This window comes from Brucella gallinifaecis, from assembly GCF_006476605.1.
Classification (GTDB): domain Bacteria; phylum Pseudomonadota; class Alphaproteobacteria; order Rhizobiales; family Rhizobiaceae; genus Brucella; species Brucella gallinifaecis.
The window spans coordinates 75,406-95,790 of the sequence record NZ_ML636803.1 but is presented as its reverse complement, the minus strand read 5'-3'; the positions used below and the strand labels follow the sequence as shown (position 1 = coordinate 95,790).

Genomic DNA, 20,385 nt, shown 5'->3' with positions numbered 1-20,385 from the left:
TTCATCATTCTATTGACCATCAGAATATGAAAACGCAGCCTCTCTTTCGAGAAACTGCGTCAAAAAATGCTACTATCGCAATTACTGAATTTACTGCGCTGCGCCCCGCAACGGGGAAATCTGAATTTCCACACGGCGATTCTGCGCACGTCCTTCAGGCGTTGCATTGCTGGCAACCGGCTGGCTTGCACCATAACCGATAACAGCAAAGCGACGCGGATCAATGCCCTGAGATCCAAGATAGCTTGCTACAGAAGCCGCACGGCGCTGCGACAGCCCCTGATTATAGCTTGCACTACCTGTCGAGTCGGTAAAGCCATACACATCAACCAATGTCTGATTAAACTTGCGCAGAACAATCGCTACCGAATTAAGCGTTGGATAGAACTGGCTTTTCACCTGATCCTGATCGGTATCAAAGGTAATGGCTGAAGGCATGTTCAGAATAATCTGGTCGCCATTGCGGGTAACTGAAACGCCCGTCCCCTGAAGCTGATTACGCAACTCGGATTCCTGACGATCCATATAATTGCCGATTGCACCACCACCAAGCGCACCAATACCAGCACCGATCAGAACAGCATTACGCTGCGCACGACTGGAACCACCAACCATCAGACCACCCAAAGCGCCAACGGCGGCACCGATTGCAGCACCACCCGCGGTGTTCGACATCTTTTCTTGGCCTGTATATGGGTCGGTTGAAGTGCAGCCAGCCAAAAATGTGGCCCCGATAAAGACAATCCCGAGTTTCTTCAGCATAAAAAGATGATCCTCAATGTTCGATTCGCCGCGAATGATAACTTTTATTGCGGCTGGATGGTGACCTTAAATCCCCTGATGCCAGTTTTGACGCATTTTTGAGATATTTTAGCCCATCCGCCCACAAGAGCGCAATTGCGCAGCATAGCGGCTAGCCATGTTCTGAGCCCGTTTTGCACCGTTCAAGGCTGTAGAACTATTGCGCCACACACCGCGGGCATAGCCACCGTGACCGGAATAATAGGCAAGATAAAGCCTGTAGGCATCATTACGGCTTATGCCATTTCTTCGGTTACTTTCATTATGATACCAACCGATAAAATGAATAGCATCGCCAAAATTGCTGCGTGAAGCTGTCCAACGTCCCGTTTCGCGCTTGTAACGATCCCAGGTTCCGTTCAGCGCCTGCGAATAGCCATAGGCGCTCGACGCACGCTTCCATGGAATAAAGCCAAGCAGCTTCGTACGCGGTGGTCGTGCGTAAGGACGGAACCCGGACTCAGTATAGATAGTTGCCATCAGCACATGCACGGGCACACCAAACTCACGCGAAACACGTGTTGCATCCTTCTGCCAGTTATTAATCCAGCCATCACGCTGATCAAAAACAGCACATACATTGCTGGTCTGCCGCGGGGCGGTTGCGCAACCACCGAGAATAACGAGCGCAACGAGCAATAAAACGCGCGTCATGGAACCCTCATCGGAATTAAAAATTTCGATAAATTTTAAACAGTAAAAGGCAATTAACTAAGCCATTGATATATTTGTAGTTATCAAATGGTTTACAGATGCGTCTGTAGGTTGCCCGACCATTGAAATTATTAATGAAATGAGCCACAGCATATCAGTTAATTAAAACCATAAGTTGTATTTATTCGGACTTTACCACGATAGATGAAGGCTGAATTATGACATAATAATCTGTTTCCGCAATTTTGGCAGCGCCAATCAGTACCCGCTCCGGCGCTCAGCTCTCAAGCGCGACCAGTAATCAAGCCTCTTGCGGATTTCCCGTTCAAAACCGCGTTCTGGTGGATCATAGAACACCTGTCGTCCCATCGCTTCCGGGAAATAATCCTGCCCAGAAAAAGCGTCTGGCTGGTCATGATCATAAGCATAACCATCGCCATAGCCTTCACTCTTCATAAGTTTGGTTGGCGCATTAAGAATATGCTTGGGCGGCAGCAAAGAACCGTTTTCCTTTGCAGCACGCGTAGATGCTTTATAGGCCATATAAACAGCATTGGATTTTGGCGCGGTTGCCAGATAAACACAGGCCTGCGCCAATGCCAGCTCGCCTTCAGGAGAGCCGAGATAATCATAGGCATCCTTGGCCGCATTGCAGATAGCAAGCGCCTGCGGATCAGCAAGGCCTATATCTTCAACCGCCATACGGACAAGACGACGCCCCAGATAAAGTGGATCTTCGCCCGCATCAAACATGCGGCAAAGATAATAGAGTGCGGCATCAGGATCAGACCCACGCACAGATTTATGCAGCGCAGAAATCAGATTGTAATGACCGTCCTGCCCCTTGTCATAAACCGGCGCGCGACGCTGAACCACGTCCTGCAACTTCCCGGCATCGAAAATTTCGTCAGGTCTGGCGGCCCGCCACACTTCCTCGGCAAGTGTCAAAGCAGCACGGCCATCTCCATCGGCCATACGGATAAGACTTGCCCGCGCTTCCTCATCCAGCGGTAATGGACGTCCCTCCTGCTCTTCAGCACGGGTCAGAAGCGTTGCAATGCTCGCTGCATCATGCGGATGAAAAGTGAGCACCCTCGCCCGCGACAGCAAAGCGGCATTCAATTCAAAGGAAGGATTTTCTGTCGTCGCACCTATGAGAATAACAGTGCCATCTTCCATTACAGGCAGAAAACTATCCTGCTGTGCCCGATTAAATCGATGAATCTCATCCACAAACAGCAAAGTCTGGCGGCCAGACATGCGCCGCGCTCGCGCTGATTCAAAAACTCTTTTAAGATCAGCGACACCGGAAAAAATCGCAGAAATTTGCTCAAATGCAAGTTCAGTCTCGCCTGCAAGCAATCTGGCAGCCGTGGTTTTTCCAGTTCCTGGCGGCCCCCAGAAGATCATGGAACCAAGCGAGCCGGAAGCAATCATTCGCGTCAATACACCTTCTGGACCAGTCAGATGCTCCTGCCCCGTCACTTCAAAAAGTTGTCGTGGGCGAAGCCGATCAGCAAGCGGCCTGTTACGATCGGCATTAGGGTCAGCCGCAGTAGAAAATAGATCGCTCATTTTACTTCGCTCGATACCACAAAAACAACTGTTGTTTCAGGCATAGTCCCGCCTGAAACAACATGCAACTTTTAGGATCAGGACTCATTAATTTGACGGCAATGCGCTCAGCGCACAAACTGCCGGATCAATGCACCATTACGCTCCACTTCAAGCCGCCATGCCAGACCGCGGCCACCATTGAGCGCCATTGTCAAATCATTGATTGTTCGTATCGGATTGCCGTTGATTGCACGGATAATATCACGTTGACGCAAGCCAAGCTGTGCCGCCTGCGAATTAACAACAACATCCGTAACAATCACCCCACGCGATCCCGGGCGCAGCCGCATCTTCGACGCCATTGCAGGCGTGATTTCCTCAACCACAGCACCTTCAAAAGGGTTATCGCCTTTAATTATCTGTTTCTGCTGTGGCTTGGTTTCCGGCTCTTTTGCCAGTTTCACCGGCAGTTTGCTGTCTTTGCCATTGCGCACAATGTCCAGATTAACCGTATTACCGATACCTGCGGTAGAAAGACGATAACCGAGTACGTCGATATTATCCACACGCACGCCCTGCACCGAAAGGACAACATCACCGACTTTCAAACCAGCCTGCTCTGCCGGCCCTCCTTTGGTTATCGCTGTAACCAATACGCCAAACGATTTATCCATACCAAGGCCTTCGGCAACATCCGGTGTGATATTCTGGAATGTAGCCCCGATAAAAGGACGCGCAAAACTTGTGCTTCCACTCAATGCAGCATCAACAACTGCGCGAACCATATTGGACGGAATAGCAAAGCCAATTCCCACAGAACCACCTGAGCGCGAATAAATAGCCGTATTGATTCCAATAAGCCGGCCACGCATGTCGATCAGACCGCCGCCAGAATTGCCGGGATTAATCGCAGCATCTGTCTGAATAAAGAAATCGAAATCGGAAACACCGACCTGTGTGCGTGATTGCGCCGATACGATACCGCTCGTCACCGTCTGTCCGACAGCAAATGGATTTCCGATGGCAAGGACAAGATCGCCCACTTCAACATCATCAGAGTTTCCAAGTGATACAACCGGGAACTTCTCTTTCGCATCAATCTTGAGCACAGCAAGATCAGTTGTTTCGTCACGAAGCAAAACCTTGCTTTCAAGCTGACGTCCGTCGGGCAAGGCAACCTTGATTTCGTCGGCATCCTTGATCACATGATTGTTGGTCACGACGATACCTGATGAATCCACAATCACACCGGAACCAAGCGATTGCTCAGTCCGCAGCCTGCCGGTTGCGCCAAACTGCCTGCCGAAGAACTGCTCGAAAAATGGATCGCCTGCAAAAGGAGATGGTCTTTGCTGTACCTGCCGCGCTGCATAGACATTGACCACCGCAGGCGCCGTCTCTTTGACAAGCGGTGCAAAGGAAAGCTGCATATCGGCACGGTTTAACGGAATCTGCTTTCCCTGCGCCGGAGCAGGATTATCCTGAGCTGATACTGGCAATGCCGCCATGCAGACATAAGCAAAAACAACACTCGTAATTCCAAAATGCCGCAAATTCATTCGCAAACTCCAACTTTTTCCGAAACCCGATTCATCAAGTTGAAAACAATATGGAGACAACAAGGCCAAGGATAAAGGGCTGTAATATGGCAAAACCATTACAGCTTTGTAATGATTAGATAAATAAGACTTGAAACGAAAAAGGGCCGCCAGTGGCGACCCTTTTAAAATCATTGCGCAGTGTGAATTACGCTGCGTCTGCTTCCGCAGCAAGCTCAGCTTCAACGCGTGCGCGATCAGCCTTACCCTTTGCATCCACATCGCGTTCAACGAACTCGACAACTGCAAGCGGTGCATTGTCACCGGTGCGGAAGCCTGCCTTCATGATACGAATATAGCCACCATTGCGGGTTGCATAACGTGTAGCCAATGTATCAAAAAGCTTTGCAACCAGCTTGACGTCGCGGATGGCGGAAATCGCCTGACGACGTGCATGCAGATCACCGCGCTTGCCCAGTGTGACAAGCTTTTCTACGATTGGACGAATTTCCTTGGCTTTAGGAAGTGTGGTCACAATCTGTTCGTGCTCGATGAGCGAAGCCGCCATGTTGGCGAACATTGCCTTGCGATGCGAGGCAGTGCGGTTCAGCTTACGCTGTCCATTACCGTGGCGCATGGCCTTCTCCTTTAATTCAGTTCAGCCGGAATTGTCCGGTCTTAATATTGGTCTTCGTAGCGCTTGGCGAGATCTTCGATATTTTCAGGCGGCCAGGCTGGGATTTCCATGCCCAGATGGAGCCCCATCGACGCCAGTACTTCCTTGATCTCGTTGAGCGACTTGCGGCCGAAATTCGGAGTCCGCAGCATCTCGGCTTCCGTCTTCTGGATCAGATCGCCGATATAGACGATATTGTCGTTCTTCAGGCAGTTTGCCGAACGTACAGACAGCTCGAGTTCGTCGACCTTCTTGAGCAGAGCCGGATTGAAAGCAAGTTCCGCAACCTGTTCCTGCGGAGCTTCCTTCTGTGGCTCTTCGAAGTTAACGAACACAGCCAGCTGATCCTGAAGAATGCGTGCTGCATAAGCAACAGCATCTTCACCGCTTACCGAACCATTGGTTTCAATGTTAAGCGTCAGCTTGTCATAATCGAGAACCTGACCTTCACGGGTGTTCTCAATCTTGTACGATACCTTGCGGATCGGCGAATAAAGGCTGTCAACCGGAATAAGGCCGATTGGAGCATCTTCCGCACGATTGCGATCGGCAGGCACATAGCCCTTACCGGTGTTGACGGTGAGTTCCATACGGATTTCAGCGCCTTCATCCAGCGTGCAGATGACATGATCCGGGTTAAGGATCTCGACATCGCCAACAGTCTGAATATCTCCAGCTGTGACAACGCCCGGGCCTTCCTTGCGTACAACCATACGCTTCGGGCCTTCGCCTTCCATACGGATAGCGATTTCCTTAACGTTCAACACAATATCCGTGGTATCTTCGCGGACACCCGGAATGGAAGAAAATTCGTGCAGAACGCCGTCAATCTGAACGGCAGTAACAGCAGCGCCACGCAGCGATGACAGAAGAACACGACGCAGTGCATTGCCCAGTGTCAGACCAAAGCCGCGTTCCAGCGGTTCAGCAACAACCGTTGCATGCGTATTAGAGCCTTTGGTGATAAAATCCACCTTGTTCGGCTTGATGAGTTCCTGCCAGTTTTTCTGGATCATGTATTTTTCCTCTATCAACTGTCGCTACCATCCAATCGTAGCGATCCTGTGAAGAACCGCAGAGGAACCCGGAAACTAATTTCAGGGTTCATGCAGCATATAAAGAAATTAGACCCGGCGCTTCTTGCGCGGACGGCAACCATTGTGCGGGATCGGCGTAACATCGCGGATCGACGTAATCACAAAGCCAGCAGCCTGAAGGGCGCGTAGCGCAGATTCACGACCAGAACCCGGTCCGCAAACCTCTACTTCGAGGGAGCGCATGCCATGTTCCTGTGCCTTTTTGGCGCAATCTTCAGCAGCGATCTGTGCGGCAAACGGGGTCGACTTACGCGAACCCTTGAAACCCTGAGCACCTGCAGATGACCAAGCAATCGCATTACCCTGTGCATCCGTGATGGTGATCATGGTGTTGTTAAACGTCGAATTAACGTGGGCAACGCCCGACGAAATGTTTTTGCGTTCGCGACGGCGAATACGCTGGGCTTCCTTAGCCATGATAGTCCTCTCAAAACTCGATCTCGACACCGCCGTAGTTCCAGCGGCTCCACCAGCCCTTTGATAAGGACCAGCACCGAACCCGCCCGTTTATCGGGCAAGCCCGGCAGAACGATTGGTTCTGCCGAAAATTACTTCTTCTTACCTGCGATAGCCTTTGCAGGACCCTTACGGGTACGCGCATTGGTATGCGTACGCTGACCACGAACAGGCAGCGAACGACGATGGCGCAGACCGCGATAGCAGCCAAGGTCCATCAAGCGCTTGATGTTCATCGAAACTTCACGACGCAGGTCACCTTCAACCCGGTATTCAGCATCGATTGCTTCACGGATCTGAAGCACTTCAGCATCCGAAAGCTGGTTCACGCGACGATCATCGGTAATACCGACTTTCGTTACGATCTGACGAGCAAATTTTGGTCCAATCCCGTGAATGTACTGAAGCGCAATGATTACGCGCTTATTTGTCGGGATGTTGACGCCAGCGATACGTGCCACGTCTGTTCTCCTTGAGTTACATAAAAATCCATCTGGTCGATGCGATCAACCAGACAGCATTGTTTGACCGGTCTGGCCTCTTACTATATCCGCCAAAACCGACCATTCAAAACCAATTGAAGTGGCGCAGTCTTTGACGGAATCGCCTGAAAAAGTCAACTGTTAACTGTCCGTAAAGTCATCGTAGCAACCTTACAGACAATAAAAGCAACTTTTAGAACAAAATACGGACAGAAAAAGCTCTAAATATTTCCTGTCCGTAATTCATATTCACACAAATGAACCTTGATCGGTCCATTTCAAGCCGGAACGAGAATTCTCTCGATTTCTGCTGTAACATCCTCAACCGGTGCCATGCCGTTGAGAACACGCAATTCACCAGTTCCCGCATAATAGGTTGAAAGTGGCGCGGTTTTCTCACGATACTCGACAAGACGTTTGCGGAACGCTTCAGGATTATCATCCGAACGAACCTGCCCACCTTTAGCAAGGGTTTCAGCGACGCGACTTTCCATACGCTTCACCAATGCATTCTCGTCAACTTTCAGCTCAATCACTGCATCGAGCTTAAGACCTTTACCGAGCAGCATTTCACCCAGTGCCTGAGCTTGTGGCACAGTACGCGGATAGCCATCCAGAATAAAACCGCTCGCACAATCCGGCGCATCAATGCGCTCAGAAACAATCTGGTTCACGATTTCATCGGAAACCAGTTGCCCGGCATCCATAACGGCCTTGGCACGCTTCCCGATCTCACTTTGCTGAGCGACTGCTGCACGCAGCATATCGCCCGTCGAAAGCTGAGGTATTCCATGCTTCTTGGTAAGAAGTCCAGCCTGCGTCCCCTTACCTGCTCCGGGCGGCCCAAGAAGTATCAATCTCATTTACTACGTTTCCCACCTCTGAGTTTGGATTTCTTGATCAACCCTTCATATTGATGGGCGACAAGATGCCCCTGAATTTGCGCAACCGTATCGAGCGTTACGCTGACCACGATCAACAACGAAGTACCACCAAGATAGAAAGGTACACCGGTCGCGGAAATCAGGAATTCCGGCAGAAGACAGACAAGCACAATATAGATAGCGCCGACAACCGTTATACGTGTCAACACATAGTCTATATACTCGGCTGTACGTTCCCCCGGGCGAATGCCCGGAATAAAGCCAGAGTGCTTCTTGAGCTGGTCAGCAGTATCCTTGGGATTGAATACAATTGCCGTATAGAAGAAGCAGAAGAACGCCATCAAAGCAGCATAAAACAGCATATAAAGCGGCTGACCATGACCAAGAGCATTGAGAATGGTCGTCCCCCAGGCTGGCATTTCAGCCGTATTTGCGAATCCTGCGACAGTCGCAGGCAAAAGCAGAAGCGACGAAGCAAAGATTGGAGGAATAACACCGGCAGTATTGAGCTTAAGCGGCAGATGCGAAGTATCGCCCTGGAACATACGATTACCAACCTGACGCTTCGGATACTGGATCAGAAGACGACGCTGCGCACGTTCAACGAAAACGATAATTGCAATAAGCGCTATAGCCAGAATGATAACGCCGAGAATAAGTCCGGTGGACAAAGCGCCCGTACGGCCCAGTTCCAGCGTGCCGGAAATGGCATGCGGAAGGTTTGCCACGATACCTGCGAAGATGATCAGCGAAATACCGTTACCAATACCGCGTGCTGTGATCTGTTCACCAAGCCACATCAGGAACATAGTACCGCCAACAAGCGTAATGACTGATGAAACAAGGAACATTGGTCCAGGGTTTGTAACAATACCGTTACCAGCCTGCAAACCGACCGAAATTGCATAGGCCTGAACAATCGCCAGAAGCACAGTGCCATAACGTGTGTACTGATTGATGATCTTGCGGCCCGATTCGCCTTCCTTTTTCAGCGCTTCAAGCGTCGGAACAACCGACGTCATAAGCTGCACGATAATGGAGGCGGAAATGTAAGGCATGATGCCAAGCGCAAAAATGGCCATACGGCCAACCGCACCACCGGCAAACATATTGAAAAGCCCGAGCACACCTTGGCTATGCTGCTGGAAAGCCTGCGCAAGCGCATCAGGATTGATGCCAGGTAGCGGAATATAAGTACCAAAACGGTACACGAGCAAAGCACCCAGTGTAAACCAGATACGCTTCTTGAGTTCTTCAGCTTTAGAGAAAGCTGAAAAATTAAGATTGGAAACTAGCTGTTCAGCAGCCGATGCCATTAAATTTCTCCGGTGAAAAGTCTCCGGTCCCCTACCCTTCAAGGACACGTGTTTTCCAACTCGCGCCCAATCAGACAAAAAGACCTTACCCAGATATGCGCATTGGCATAAATGTGCAAGCGGCGGCACAAGGGCCGCCGCTTTTTATTTTTATGTCGATGCTTTATTCAGCAGCAACTTCTGGAAGCTTAATGCTGCCACCGGCCTTTTCGATCTTTTCAATCGCAGCCTTGGAAGCACCAGCAACATCAAAAGCTACCTTTGCCTTCAGTTCACCGTCAGCAAGAACGCGAACACCATCAAGCGCACGGCGAATCACGCCAGCAGCCTTGAGAGTATCAAGGTTCACAACTGCCTTTGCATCCAGCTTGCCTGCATCAATCGCAGCCTGAACACGGCCAAGCGACACAACGTTGAAGCTCTTTGCAAAAATATTGGTGAAGCCACGCTTTGGCAGGCGACGGTAGATTGGCATCTGACCGCCTTCAAAGCCGTTGATCGCTACGCCAGAACGGGACTTCTGTCCCTTGACGCCGCGGCCAGCGGTCTTGCCCGAGCCAGAGCCGATACCACGGCCAACGCGCTTGGGTGCTTTTACTGAACCTGGCTTATCACGCAGATCGTTGAGTTTCATGTCTCTATCCCCTGCGTTATCAGGCCTCGTCCACAACACGGACGAGATGCTGAACCTTGGCGATCATACCGCGAACTGAAGGAGTATCCTCCAATGTGCGGCGGCGGTGCATTTTATTAAGTCCGAGACCGATCAACGTTGCACGCTGCTCGGCAGGACGACGGATAGGGCTTCCGATCTGTTCGACCGTAACCGTCTTACCCTTCTTCTCAGCCATCACTCAAATCCCTTGTCTATGGCGTATCCGGTGCTCGCACACCGGACTGGCACAAACTATCGGCTACTCTTCTGAACCGACCACATCATGGCGGCGAGCCTGAAGGGTCGAGTACTTGATACCGCGCTGTGCAGCGATGTCCTTTGGATGCATCTGATGCTTCAGAGCGTCAAAGGTTGCACGAACCATGTTGTAAGGGTTCGAGGAGCCGAGCGACTTAGCAACAACGTCCTGAACGCCAAGCGTTTCGAACACAGCACGCATAGGACCACCAGCAATGATACCCTTACCAGCAGGAGCTGCACGAAGCAGAACCTTGCCAGCGCCATGACGACCCTGCACATCGTGATGCAGAGTACGACCGGAGCGCAATGGTACGAAAATCATATCGCGCTTGGCAGCTTCCGTAGCCTTACGGATAGCTTCAGGCACTTCACGTGCCTTGCCATGACCGAAGCCTACGCGACCCTTCTGATCTCCAACTACGACAAGCGCAGCAAAACCGAAGCGGCGACCACCTTTAACGACCTTGGCAACGCGGTTAATATGAACGAGCTTGTCAACGAATTCGCTGTCACGCTCCTCACGACCGCGATCCTCACGGTTACGTTCTCTCTGTGCCATATCCTATTCCTTTATTCTTTTCCGGAAGCACAAAATATTAGAAGCTCAGACCGCCTTCGCGGGCAGCTTCGGCGAGAGCCTTCACGCGACCGTGGTAAATAAATGCACCACGATCAAACACTACTTCCTTGACGCCTGCTTTCGTGGCACGCTCTGCAACCAGCTTGCCTACTGCAGCAGCAGCTGCAGAGTCGGCGCCAGTCTTGAGCTTTCCCTTCAGGTCGCCATCCAGGGTCGAAGCAGCTGCGATGGTAACACCGCGAACGTCGTCGATAACCTGAACGTAGATGTTCTTGGAAGAGCGGTGTACGCTGAGACGTGGACGACCGTTTGCGACAGCCTTGACCTGACGGCGTACACGAGCAGCGCGACGCTGCAAAGTTTCTTTTGGCGATGCCATGACGCGCTTCCCTTACTTCTTCTTGCCTTCTTTGCGGACGATCTTCTCGCCAGCATATTTGACGCCCTTGCCCTTATAAGGCTCGGGGCCGCGATATTCGCGAATCTCAGCCGCGACCTGACCGACCTGCTGCTTGTCAATACCAGTGACGACGATTTCCGTCGGCTTTGGAACAGCAACAGTGATACCAGCAGGTACGTCATAGACCACTTCGTGGCTAAAGCCGAGAGAAAGCTGGACATTCTTGCCCTGCATAGCAGCACGATAACCAACGCCGCTAATTTCAAGCTTCTTCTCAAAGCCCTTGCCGACGCCTTCGAAGATATTTTCAATCATCGAACGCGACATGCCCCACTTGGAGCGAGCGAGTTTGGACTGGTCACGAGGATCAACGCGTACAGCGCCATCTTCGAGCTTAACCAGAACTTCATCGTGCACAACGAAAGACAATTCGCCCTTCGCGCCCTTAGCCTTGACGATCTGCCCATCAACACTGGCGGTCACGCCTGCCGGGACCGGCACGGGTTTTTTACCGATACGAGACATTTTTATACCTGTCTTCTATCTGTTCACTGTCAACCGCATCAGAAGATGCGGCAGAGCAGCTCACCACCAACGTTTTGTTCACGGGCTTCATGATCAGCCATCACACCCTTAGGGGTGGACAGGATCGAGATGCCAAGACCATTCGCAACCTGCGGGATCGACTTGACCGACACGTAAACGCGACGGCCAGGCTTGGAAACGCGGGTAAGTTCACGAATAACCGGAACGCCTTCATAATACTTCAGTTCGATTTCGATCTCGGCTTTGCCGTTCACGAATTCACTCTGCGTGTATCCGCGAATGTAACCTTCAGACTGAAGAACATCCAGAACACGAGCACGAAGCTTGGAAGCCGGGGTCGAAACCTTGGACTTCTTGCGACCTACTGCGTTGCGAATACGGGTCAGCATATCGCCGATAGGATCTGACACAGACATATGCTACTCCTTACCAGCTCGACTTAACTATGCCTGGAATCTGTCCAAGCGAACCCAACTGGCGAAGCGCAATACGCGACATCTTCAGTTTACGGTAATAACCACGCGGGCGACCCGAAACTTCGCAACGGTTGCGAATACGGACCTTGGCGGAATTGCGCGGCAGTTCGGCGAGCTGGATAGTAGCGCGAAAACGCTCATCCAACGGAAGGCTCTGATCCATAACGATCGCCTTCAGACGTGCACGCTTCTCAGCATGACGCTTAACCAACTTTTCGCGGCGCTTGTTGTTTTCGACTGCGCTAGTCTTGGCCATATTATTATACCTCGCTACGCTTGCCGTTACTGCCTGAACGGGAAGTTGAAGGCGCGCAGAAGAGCGCGGGCTTCATCATCCGTCTTAGCGGTCGTGCAAACGATGATGTCCATGCCCCAGATCTGATCAACTTTATCATAGTTGATTTCTGGAAACACGATGTGTTCCTTAACACCCATGGCAAAATTGCCACGACCGTCAAAGCTCTTCGGATTCAGACCACGGAAATCTCGAACGCGTGGAAGCGCAATCGTGATAAGGCGATCAAGGAATTCGTACATGCGATCTGCACGAAGAGTAACCTTCGTACCGATTGGCATGTCTTCACGCAACTTAAAAGTTGCGATCGAATTACGGGCGCGAGTAATGACAGCCTTTTGACCGGCAATCAAGGCCAGATCAGCTGCAGCAACAGATGGCTTCTTTGAGTCGCCAGTTGCTTCGCCTACACCCATATTCAGGACAACTTTACTGATGCGTGGGATCTGCATCTCGTTGTCATATTTGAATTCTTCAAGCAAAGATTTACGAATTGTTTCGTTATAAATCTTCTTGAAGCGTGGAAGTGCCTTAGCTTCAGCCATCAGATCACCGCTCCCGAACGCTTTGCAACGCGAACCTTCTTGCCGTCTTCAATACGGAAACCAACGCGAGTTGGCTTGCCGTCTTTCGGATCAGCAACTGCCAGGTTCGACAAATGAATCGGCGCTTCTTTCGAAATGATACCGGCTTCCTGAGTCTGGGTCTGACGCTGGTGACGCTTTACAACATTAATGCCACGAACGAGCGCTTTGTCGTCCTTTGGCATAACCTGAAGAACTTCGCCCTTACGGCCCTTGTCCTTACCGGACAGCACGACAACGCTGTCGCCTTTGCGAATCTTTTGCATCGTCTTGCTTCCTTACAGAACTTCCGGAGCCAGCGAGATGATCTTCATGTGGCTCTTAGCGCGAAGTTCGCGTGGAACCGGTCCGAAGATACGTGTGCCGATAGGCTCTTTCTTGTTATCGATGAGAACGGCTGCATTGTTATCAAAACGAATAACGCTGCCGTCTGCGCGACGGATGTCCTTGGCAGTCCGTACGACTACCGCCTTCATCACGTCACCTTTTTTGACGCGGCCGCGCGGAATAGCTTCCTTGATCGACACCACAATGATGTCTCCCACGGAAGCATAACGCCGCTTGGAACCGCCCAGCACCTTGATGCACATGACACGACGTGCGCCGGAGTTATCCGCCACGTCGAGGTTTGTTTGCATCTGAATCATGACTGGCCGCCTTCTTTTCCTTCAGCTGGTTAAGGGCTCCTGCCCTACCTAAGCTGCGTGTTTGTAATTTAGCCCGCTGTTACGTTCGAAAGAACGACCCAGCGTTTGTCCTTCGAAATTGGCTTGGATTCCTCAATGGAAACCTGATCACCAATCTTGAACTGGTTGTTTTCGTCATGCGCCTTGTATTTCTTAGACTGACGAATGGTCTTCTGGAGAAGCGGATGCGAATAGCGGCGCTCAACCTTAACCACAACAGTCTTATCATTCTTGTCGCTGACGACAACGCCCTGCAGAACGCGTTTAGGCATTATACTTGTTCCTTATGCCTTGCTTTCGGCCGCCTTCTGGCGGGCGATGGTCTTAATACGCGCAATCTCACGGCGAACCTGCTTCACGCGCGCGGTTTTTTCAAGCTGGCCGGTTGCCTTCTGGAAGCGCAGATTAAACTGCTCTTTCTTCAGGGCGCCCAACTCATCGTTAATCTGATCGAGGCTTTTGGCCCGAACGTCTGCGGCTTTCATGACTGCCTCTCTTACTCTGCGATGCGCTGAATGAAGCGCGTCTTGACCGACAACTTTGCAGCGCCGAGTCTTAAGGCTTCGCGTGCCACATCTTCGGGTACGCCGTCAAGCTCAAACATTACACGACCCGGTGCAACACGGCATGCCCAGTAGTCAACTGAACCCTTACCTTTACCCATACGGACTTCGGTAGGCTTCGATGTTACCGGCAAATCCGGGAAGATTCGGATCCATACACGGCCTGCACGTTTCATGTGACGAGTGATCGCGCGGCGAGCCGCTTCGATCTGTCGTGCTGTGACGCGGTCAGGCTCAACGGCCTTCAAACCGAATGCACCGAAATTAAGATCCGTACCGCCCTTCGAGTTGCCGTGAATACGGCCCTTGAATTGCTTGCGGAACTTGGTGCGCTTAGGCTGCATCATTGTTCTTTACTCCAATTTTCTCGCCCGCGACCCGCTTTTAAGCGTTTTCGCGGCGGCGGTTCTGCTGGGAACCCTGATTGTCACCCTCAACCGCACGACGTTCAGAAGCCATTGGATCATGCTCAAGGATTTCACCCTTGAATACCCAAACCTTCACGCCGCAGATGCCGTAAGCGGTCTGTGCTTCTGCTGTACCGTAATCGATATCAGCACGCAGCGTGTGAAGTGGAACGCGGCCTTCGCGGTACCATTCCATACGTGCGATTTCAGCACCGCCCAAACGACCGGAGCAGTTGATACGGATACCTTCTGCACCAAGACGCATTGCCGACTGAACGGAACGCTTCATAGCGCGACGGAATGCCACACGACGTTCGAGCTGCTGAGCAATCGACTGAGCGATCAGCGTAGCATCGATTTCTGGCTTACGAACTTCAACAATGTTGAGGGACGTATCAGAATTCGTCATCTCGGAAAGCTTCTTGCGGAGCTTTTCGATATCTGCACCCTTCTTGCCGATGATAATACCCGGACGAGCAGAGTGAATCGTCACGCGGCACTTCTTGTGCGGACGCTCGATCACGATCTTGGAGATCGCAGCCTGCTTGAGTTCACTCTTGAGATACTCACGGATTTTCACATCTTCATGCAGCAGCTTACCGTATTCGCCGGTATTCGCGTACCAACGCGAATCCCAGGTGCGGTTGATGCCAAGACGAAAACCGATCGGATTAATCTTCTGGCCCATTATGCGGCCTCCCCTTTTTCCGCAACTTCGCGGACAACAATGGTGAGATGCGAAAACGGCTTTTCGATGCGGCTTGCCTTGCCACGTCCACGAACGTGGAAGCGCTTCATGACAATTGATTTGCCGACATAAGCTTCAGCAACGATCAGCGCGTCAACGTCGAGATCATGATTGTTCTCTGCGTTGGCGATAGCCGATTCGAGCGTCTTTTTCACTGTTTCAGCAATCCGCTTGCGCGAGAAAGTGAGATCAGCAAGTGCCGCATTGACCTTCTTGCCGCGAATAAGTGCCGCGACAAGATTAAGCTTCTGCGGGCTGACGCGAAGCGTACGGGCGACGGCTTTCGCCTCGTTATCCTTAAGCTGGCGGGGAGCCTTGGCCTTGCCCATCTGTTACTTCCTCTTTGACTTCTTGTCCGCGCCGTGACCGTAATAGGTCCGTGTCGGCGCGAATTCACCGAACTTATGTCCAACCATTTCTTCGGAGATCGATACCGGCACATGCTTGTTGCCGTTATAAACACCGAAGGTCAGGCCAACGAACTGCGGCAAGATCGTGGAGCGACGGCTCCACATCTTGATAACTTCATTACGACCGCCCTCGCGTACCTTCTCAGCTTTCTTGAGAAGATAGCCATCGACGAACGGACCTTTCCAAACTGAACGAGCCACTTCAGACTACCTCTCTTACTTCTTGCGCTGATGACGCGAACGCATGATGAACTTGTCGGTTGCCTTGTTCGAACGGGTCTTTTTGCCCTTCGTAGGCTTACCCCAAGGGGTAACCGGGTGACGACCACCGGAAGTGCGGCCTTCACCACCACCATGCGGGTGGTCAACTGGGTTCATAGCAACGCCGCGAACGTGTGGACGCTTGCCGCGCCAAACCGAACGACCAGCCTTGCCGTCATTGATGTTGCTGTGTTCCGGGTTGGAAACTGCACCAACCGTTGCAAAGCATGCTCCCGAAACCAGGCGCTGTTCGCCCGAGTTCAGACGCAGGATAGCCATACCCTGATCACGACCGACGAGCTGTGCATATGCACCTGCCGAACGGGCAATCTGACCGCCCTTGCCTGGCTTCATTTCCACATTGTGGATAATGGTGCCAACTGGCATCGACGAAAGTGGCATCGCATTGCCCGGCTTCACGTCAACAGACTGGCCAGCGATAACTTTATCGCCAGCTGTCAGACGCTGAGGAGCCAGAATATAGCTCAGTTCACCGTCTTCGTAGCGGATCAGCGCGATAAACGCGGTACGGTTCGGATCGTATTCCAGACGTTCTACAGTTCCGACGACATCATGCTTACGACGCTTGAAGTCGATGAAACGATAAGAACGCTTGTGACCACCACCCTGAAAACGGACAGTGATACGACCAGTGTTGTTACGGCCACCCTTCTTGGACAGACCTTCGGTCAATGACTTGACCGGCTTGCCCTTGTAGAGTTCCGAACGGTCCACGATGACCAGCTGACGCTGGCCTGGCGTGATCGGATTAAAGTGCTTGAGTGCCATTGTCTTTACTCCGTGGCCTCTCAGAGACCTGTCGAAACGTCGATGCTCTGGCCTTCAGCCAAAGTAACGATCGCTTTCTTGACATCGCTCTGGCGCCCGACAATGCCGCGGAACCGCTTCACTTTGCCTTTGCGCACAGTGGTGTTTACAGCCTTAACCTTCACGCCGAACAGCGCTTCGATTGCAGCCTTGATTTCCGGCTTCGTCGCCTTGCGGGCTACGTTGAAGACAACCTGATTATGTTCGGAAACAAGGGTCGACTTCTCGGTGATGACTGGGCTGACGATCACGTCATAATGGCGAAGATCGGTCATTTAAAACGCTCCTCGAGTGCTTCGACAGCTGCCTTGGAAAGCACGAGCTTGCCACGACGCAGAATGTCGTAAACATTGATGCCCTGCACTGGCAGAACATCGATGTTCGGGATGTTCGAAGCAGCACGCTGGAAGTTCACGTCGATTTCTGCACCACCGATAAGCAGTGCATTTTCGAGACCGAGCTTTGCGAACTGCGAAACGAGCAGCTTTGTCTTGGCTTCGGACGCTGCCAGATCATCGATGATGATCAGATCAGATGCCTTTGCCTTTGCAGACAGAGCATGACGAAGACCGAGAGCGCGAACCTTCTTTGGCAGATCATGATCATGGCTACGGACAACCGGTCCGTGTGCCTGACCACCGCCGCGGAACTGAGGTGCACGAGCCGAATGGTGACGAGCGCGGCCCGTTCCCTTCTGCTTGTACATCTTCGAACCGGTGCGGCTGATGTCGCTGCGGCCCTTGGCGTCATGAGAGCCCTGCTGACGACGAGCCAGCTGCCAGCGCACGACACGCTGAAGAATGTCGTCGCGTGGGTCGAGGCCGAAGATTTCTTCGTTCAGCTTGACCTTGCCGGCATCCTTGCCTTCAAGAGTTGTAATCGTGAGATCCATTATTCGGCTCCCTCAGTCGCGACTGCATCCGCAGCTGCATTGTTTGCACCCGCAGCAGCAGACTTGCGCAGGGCAGCCGGCTTAGGTGCATTCTCAGGCAGCGAAACCTTGACTGCATCACGGACGAGAATCCAGGCACCCTTGGAGCCAGGAACCGCACCGCGAACCAGAATAAGGCCACGATCGCTATCTGTAGAGACAACTTCGATGTTCTGTGTTGTCACGCGGGTCTGACCCATGTGACCAGCCATCTTCTTGCCCTTGAACACCTTACCCGGATCCTGACGCTGACCGGTCGAGCCGTGAGCGCGGTGGGTAATGGAGTTACCGTGCGAAGCACGATGACCAGCAAAGTTGTGGCGTTTCATAACACCGGCAAAACCTTTACCAATCGAAGTACCCGTCACATCGACCTTCTGGCCGGCGACGAAATGCTCGGCAGTGATTTCCACGCCGACTTCGAGGAGGTTGTCCGGAGAAACGCGGAATTCCGCCAGTTTCGCCTTCGGCTCGACCTCAGCCTTCGCGAAATGACCGCGCATAGCCTTGGACGTGTTCTTAACCTTGGCAAGTCCAACGCCAAGCTGAACAGCCGTGTAACCGTTCTTTTCAACTGTGCGCTGAGCGACCACGTGGCAGTCTTCCATGCGGAGAACTGTCACTGGTACATGTTCACCGGCGTCGTTATAGACGCGGGTCATGCCCAGCTTTTGTGCAATAACACCTGAACGCATCGGGTTCGTTCCTTCCGTCCTCAAGCCGATTAAAGCTTGATCTCGACATCAACACCGGCGGACAGATCAAGCTTCATCAGCGCGTCTACAGTCTGCGGGGTTGGGTCAACGATATCGAGAAGACGCTTGTGCGTGCGCATCTCGAACTGTTCGCGGCTCTTCTTATCGATGTGCGGCGACCGGTTTACTGTGAACTTTTCGATCCGTGTTGGTAGTGGGATCGGTCCGCGCACATTGGCACCGGTACGCTTGGCAGTCGACACGATTTCCCGCGTCGAAGCGTCAAGGATCCGATGATCAAACGCCTTAAGGCGAATGCGGATGTTTTGACCGTTCATTTGATCTGTTCCTTGTTACGCGGAGCGCCTCCGGAGAGACGCTCCTGCACAAATCTGATTACTCGATGATCGAAGCGACGATGCCTGCACCAACGGTACGGCCACCTTCACGGATAGCGAAGCGGAGCTTCTCTTCCATTGCAATCGGCACGATCAGCGTAACGTCAACAGTGACGTTGTCGCCTGGCATGACCATTTCCGTGCCTTCTGGCAGGGTAACAACACCAGTCACGTCAGTCGTACGGAAGTAGAACTGTGGACGGTAGTTGGTGAAGAATGGTGTATGACGACCACCTTCATCCTTGGTCAGAATATAGGCTTCTGCCTTGAACTTGGTGTGTGGCTTGACCGAACCTGGCTTGCAGAGAACCTGACCACGCTCAACGTCTTCACGGCCAACGCCGCGAACCAATGCACCAATGTTATCGCCTGCCTGGCCCTGATCGAGCAGCTTGCGGAACATTTCAACGCCGGTAACAGTCGTCTTGCCTGTTGCCTTGATGCCGACGATTTCAACTTCTTCGCCAACCTTGATGATACCGCGCTCAACGCGACCGGTAACAACAGTACCGCGACCCGAAATCGAGAACACGTCTTCAATTGGCATCAGGAATGGCTGGTCAACCGGACGTTCCGGGGTCGGAATATATTCGTCAACAGCAGCCATCAGGCTACGGATTGCATCTTCGCCGAGTTCTTTTGATGAATCTTCGAGCGCTGCAAGAGCCGAACCCTTGATGATTGGTGTTTCATCGCCAGGGAAATCGTACTTCGAAAGAAGCTCACGAACTTCAAGTTCAACGAGTTCAAGAAGTTCCGCATCATCAACCTGATCGCACTTGTTCAGGAACACAACGATCGCAGGAACACCAACCTGACGGGCAAGCAGAATGTGCTCGCGGGTCTGCGGCATCGGGCCGTCAGCTGCCGAAACAACCAGAATAGCGCCGTCCATCTGTGCTGCACCGGTGATCATGTTCTTCACATAGTCAGCGTGACCTGGGCAGTCGACGTGAGCATAGTGACGGTTCGCAGTTTCATATTCAACGTGCGACGTCGAAATGGTGATACCACGAGCCTTTTCTTCAGGCGCCGCGTCAATCTGGTCATAGGCCTTGAAGTCACCAAAGAACTTGGTGATCGCTGCGGTCAGCGAGGTCTTGCCATGGTCAACGTGACCAATCGTGCCAATGTTAACGTGGGGTTTGTTACGTTCAAACTTGCTCTTTGCCATTTGAGCTTCTCCGTATTTTTAGCCTG

The 20,385-nt window shown here is 52.2% G+C and carries 32 protein-coding genes; all 32 read right to left on the bottom strand.

Annotated elements, in window-relative coordinates; all coding sequences use genetic code 11:
* Positions 1 to 90 precede the first annotated feature (90 nt).
* Positions 91 to 762: a YiaD family glycine zipper/OmpA-like lipoprotein gene (locus FHY56_RS07075; protein WP_140904474.1), complete on the bottom strand. Its 672-nt coding sequence runs from the start codon at positions 760 to 762 to the stop codon at positions 91 to 93.
* 108 nt (positions 763 to 870) lie between these two features.
* The gene (locus tag FHY56_RS07070; protein ID WP_140904473.1) at positions 871 to 1,455 is read right to left on the bottom strand and encodes a transglycosylase SLT domain-containing protein; all 585 of its coding nucleotides are present in this window, start codon (positions 1,453 to 1,455) and stop codon (positions 871 to 873) included.
* 258 nt (positions 1,456 to 1,713) lie between these two features.
* Complete coding sequence (locus tag FHY56_RS07065; protein WP_140904472.1) at positions 1,714 to 3,030, bottom strand: replication-associated recombination protein A; 1,317 nt, start codon at positions 3,028 to 3,030, stop codon at positions 1,714 to 1,716.
* A 107-nt stretch (positions 3,031 to 3,137) separates the two neighbouring features.
* A complete protein-coding gene (locus FHY56_RS07060) occupies positions 3,138 to 4,571 on the bottom strand; it encodes a DegQ family serine endoprotease (RefSeq protein WP_140904471.1) in 1,434 nt (477 codons plus the stop codon).
* 187 nt (positions 4,572 to 4,758) lie between these two features.
* Positions 4,759 to 5,187: a 50S ribosomal protein L17 gene (gene rplQ, locus FHY56_RS07055; RefSeq protein WP_140904470.1), complete on the bottom strand. Its 429-nt coding sequence runs from the start codon at positions 5,185 to 5,187 to the stop codon at positions 4,759 to 4,761.
* A 41-nt stretch (positions 5,188 to 5,228) separates the two neighbouring features.
* Positions 5,229 to 6,242, bottom strand: coding sequence for a DNA-directed RNA polymerase subunit alpha (locus FHY56_RS07050; RefSeq protein WP_140904469.1), 1,014 nt, complete (start codon positions 6,240 to 6,242; stop codon positions 5,229 to 5,231).
* 108 nt (positions 6,243 to 6,350) lie between these two features.
* Entirely contained in the window at positions 6,351 to 6,740 is a 390-nt protein-coding gene (rpsK, locus tag FHY56_RS07045) for a 30S ribosomal protein S11 (protein WP_024897028.1), read from the bottom strand.
* Between the two features lie 131 nt (positions 6,741 to 6,871).
* Positions 6,872 to 7,240: a 30S ribosomal protein S13 gene (gene rpsM / locus FHY56_RS07040; protein ID WP_140904468.1), complete on the bottom strand. Its 369-nt coding sequence runs from the start codon at positions 7,238 to 7,240 to the stop codon at positions 6,872 to 6,874.
* Between the two features lie 299 nt (positions 7,241 to 7,539).
* Complete coding sequence (locus FHY56_RS07035; protein ID WP_140904467.1) at positions 7,540 to 8,124, bottom strand: adenylate kinase; 585 nt, start codon at positions 8,122 to 8,124, stop codon at positions 7,540 to 7,542.
* Complete coding sequence (gene secY / locus FHY56_RS07030; protein ID WP_140904466.1) at positions 8,121 to 9,461, bottom strand: preprotein translocase subunit SecY; 1,341 nt, start codon at positions 9,459 to 9,461, stop codon at positions 8,121 to 8,123. The genes FHY56_RS07035 and secY overlap by 4 nt, the downstream gene beginning before the upstream one ends.
* Positions 9,462 to 9,624: 163 nt before the next feature.
* Positions 9,625 to 10,095, bottom strand: a complete 471-nt coding sequence (rplO, locus tag FHY56_RS07025; RefSeq protein WP_140904465.1) for a 50S ribosomal protein L15 — start codon at positions 10,093 to 10,095, stop codon at positions 9,625 to 9,627.
* 19 nt (positions 10,096 to 10,114) lie between these two features.
* Positions 10,115 to 10,312: a 50S ribosomal protein L30 gene (gene rpmD / locus FHY56_RS07020; protein ID WP_007875314.1), complete on the bottom strand. Its 198-nt coding sequence runs from the start codon at positions 10,310 to 10,312 to the stop codon at positions 10,115 to 10,117.
* 63 nt (positions 10,313 to 10,375) lie between these two features.
* Positions 10,376 to 10,936 carry a 30S ribosomal protein S5 gene (rpsE, locus tag FHY56_RS07015; protein WP_024897023.1) on the bottom strand — a complete coding sequence of 187 codons (561 nt, stop codon included), beginning with the start codon at positions 10,934 to 10,936 and terminating at the stop codon, positions 10,376 to 10,378.
* Positions 10,937 to 10,973: 37 nt separating this feature from the next.
* Positions 10,974 to 11,336 carry a 50S ribosomal protein L18 gene (rplR, locus tag FHY56_RS07010; RefSeq protein ID WP_140904464.1) on the bottom strand — a complete coding sequence of 121 codons (363 nt, stop codon included), beginning with the start codon at positions 11,334 to 11,336 and terminating at the stop codon, positions 10,974 to 10,976.
* A gap of 12 nt (positions 11,337 to 11,348) precedes the next feature.
* Positions 11,349 to 11,882, bottom strand: a complete 534-nt coding sequence (gene rplF / locus FHY56_RS07005) for a 50S ribosomal protein L6 (protein WP_140904463.1) — start codon at positions 11,880 to 11,882, stop codon at positions 11,349 to 11,351.
* Between the two features lie 38 nt (positions 11,883 to 11,920).
* Positions 11,921 to 12,319: a 30S ribosomal protein S8 gene (gene rpsH / locus FHY56_RS07000; RefSeq protein WP_140904462.1), complete on the bottom strand. Its 399-nt coding sequence runs from the start codon at positions 12,317 to 12,319 to the stop codon at positions 11,921 to 11,923.
* 10 nt (positions 12,320 to 12,329) lie between these two features.
* Positions 12,330 to 12,635, bottom strand: a complete 306-nt coding sequence (gene rpsN / locus FHY56_RS06995; RefSeq protein ID WP_007875326.1) for a 30S ribosomal protein S14 — start codon at positions 12,633 to 12,635, stop codon at positions 12,330 to 12,332.
* A 26-nt stretch (positions 12,636 to 12,661) separates the two neighbouring features.
* Entirely contained in the window at positions 12,662 to 13,219 is a 558-nt protein-coding gene (gene rplE / locus FHY56_RS06990; protein WP_140904461.1) for a 50S ribosomal protein L5, read from the bottom strand.
* Positions 13,219 to 13,524 (bottom strand): 50S ribosomal protein L24, encoded by a 306-nt coding sequence (rplX, locus tag FHY56_RS06985; RefSeq protein WP_024897018.1) that lies wholly within the window; start codon positions 13,522 to 13,524, stop codon positions 13,219 to 13,221. The genes rplE and rplX overlap by 1 nt, the downstream gene beginning before the upstream one ends.
* 12 nt (positions 13,525 to 13,536) lie before the next feature.
* On the bottom strand, positions 13,537 to 13,905 hold the full coding sequence (gene rplN / locus FHY56_RS06980) for a 50S ribosomal protein L14 (protein ID WP_007875329.1): 369 nt from the start codon (positions 13,903 to 13,905) through the stop codon (positions 13,537 to 13,539).
* Between the two features lie 68 nt (positions 13,906 to 13,973).
* On the bottom strand, positions 13,974 to 14,216 hold the full coding sequence (gene rpsQ, locus FHY56_RS06975; RefSeq protein ID WP_024897017.1) for a 30S ribosomal protein S17: 243 nt from the start codon (positions 14,214 to 14,216) through the stop codon (positions 13,974 to 13,976).
* Between the two features lie 12 nt (positions 14,217 to 14,228).
* The gene (rpmC, locus tag FHY56_RS06970; protein ID WP_140904460.1) at positions 14,229 to 14,429 is read right to left on the bottom strand and encodes a 50S ribosomal protein L29; all 201 of its coding nucleotides are present in this window, start codon (positions 14,427 to 14,429) and stop codon (positions 14,229 to 14,231) included.
* Between the two features lie 11 nt (positions 14,430 to 14,440).
* On the bottom strand, positions 14,441 to 14,854 hold the full coding sequence (rplP, locus tag FHY56_RS06965) for a 50S ribosomal protein L16 (protein ID WP_094577441.1): 414 nt from the start codon (positions 14,852 to 14,854) through the stop codon (positions 14,441 to 14,443).
* 37 nt (positions 14,855 to 14,891) lie between these two features.
* Positions 14,892 to 15,602, bottom strand: a complete 711-nt coding sequence (gene rpsC / locus FHY56_RS06960; protein ID WP_140904459.1) for a 30S ribosomal protein S3 — start codon at positions 15,600 to 15,602, stop codon at positions 14,892 to 14,894.
* Positions 15,602 to 15,991 carry a 50S ribosomal protein L22 gene (gene rplV / locus FHY56_RS06955; protein WP_007875336.1) on the bottom strand — a complete coding sequence of 130 codons (390 nt, stop codon included), beginning with the start codon at positions 15,989 to 15,991 and terminating at the stop codon, positions 15,602 to 15,604. Before rplV ends, rpsC begins: the two co-directional genes overlap by 1 nt.
* 3 nt (positions 15,992 to 15,994) lie before the next feature.
* Positions 15,995 to 16,273 carry a 30S ribosomal protein S19 gene (gene rpsS, locus FHY56_RS06950; RefSeq protein ID WP_140904458.1) on the bottom strand — a complete coding sequence of 93 codons (279 nt, stop codon included), beginning with the start codon at positions 16,271 to 16,273 and terminating at the stop codon, positions 15,995 to 15,997.
* Positions 16,274 to 16,288: 15 nt separating this feature from the next.
* Entirely contained in the window at positions 16,289 to 17,122 is an 834-nt protein-coding gene (rplB, locus tag FHY56_RS06945) for a 50S ribosomal protein L2 (RefSeq protein ID WP_140904457.1), read from the bottom strand.
* A gap of 20 nt (positions 17,123 to 17,142) precedes the next feature.
* Positions 17,143 to 17,436: a 50S ribosomal protein L23 gene (locus FHY56_RS06940; protein ID WP_007875343.1), complete on the bottom strand. Its 294-nt coding sequence runs from the start codon at positions 17,434 to 17,436 to the stop codon at positions 17,143 to 17,145.
* On the bottom strand, positions 17,433 to 18,053 hold the full coding sequence (rplD, locus tag FHY56_RS06935; protein WP_140904456.1) for a 50S ribosomal protein L4: 621 nt from the start codon (positions 18,051 to 18,053) through the stop codon (positions 17,433 to 17,435). The genes FHY56_RS06940 and rplD overlap by 4 nt, the downstream gene beginning before the upstream one ends.
* Positions 18,053 to 18,787 carry a 50S ribosomal protein L3 gene (gene rplC, locus FHY56_RS06930; protein WP_140904455.1) on the bottom strand — a complete coding sequence of 245 codons (735 nt, stop codon included), beginning with the start codon at positions 18,785 to 18,787 and terminating at the stop codon, positions 18,053 to 18,055. The genes rplD and rplC overlap by 1 nt, the downstream gene beginning before the upstream one ends.
* A gap of 29 nt (positions 18,788 to 18,816) precedes the next feature.
* Positions 18,817 to 19,125 (bottom strand): 30S ribosomal protein S10, encoded by a 309-nt coding sequence (gene rpsJ / locus FHY56_RS06925; RefSeq protein WP_002964363.1) that lies wholly within the window; start codon positions 19,123 to 19,125, stop codon positions 18,817 to 18,819.
* Positions 19,126 to 19,183: 58 nt separating this feature from the next.
* Positions 19,184 to 20,359 (bottom strand): elongation factor Tu, encoded by a 1,176-nt coding sequence (tuf, locus tag FHY56_RS06920; RefSeq protein ID WP_140904443.1) that lies wholly within the window; start codon positions 20,357 to 20,359, stop codon positions 19,184 to 19,186.
* Between the last annotated feature and the right edge of the window lie 26 nt (positions 20,360 to 20,385).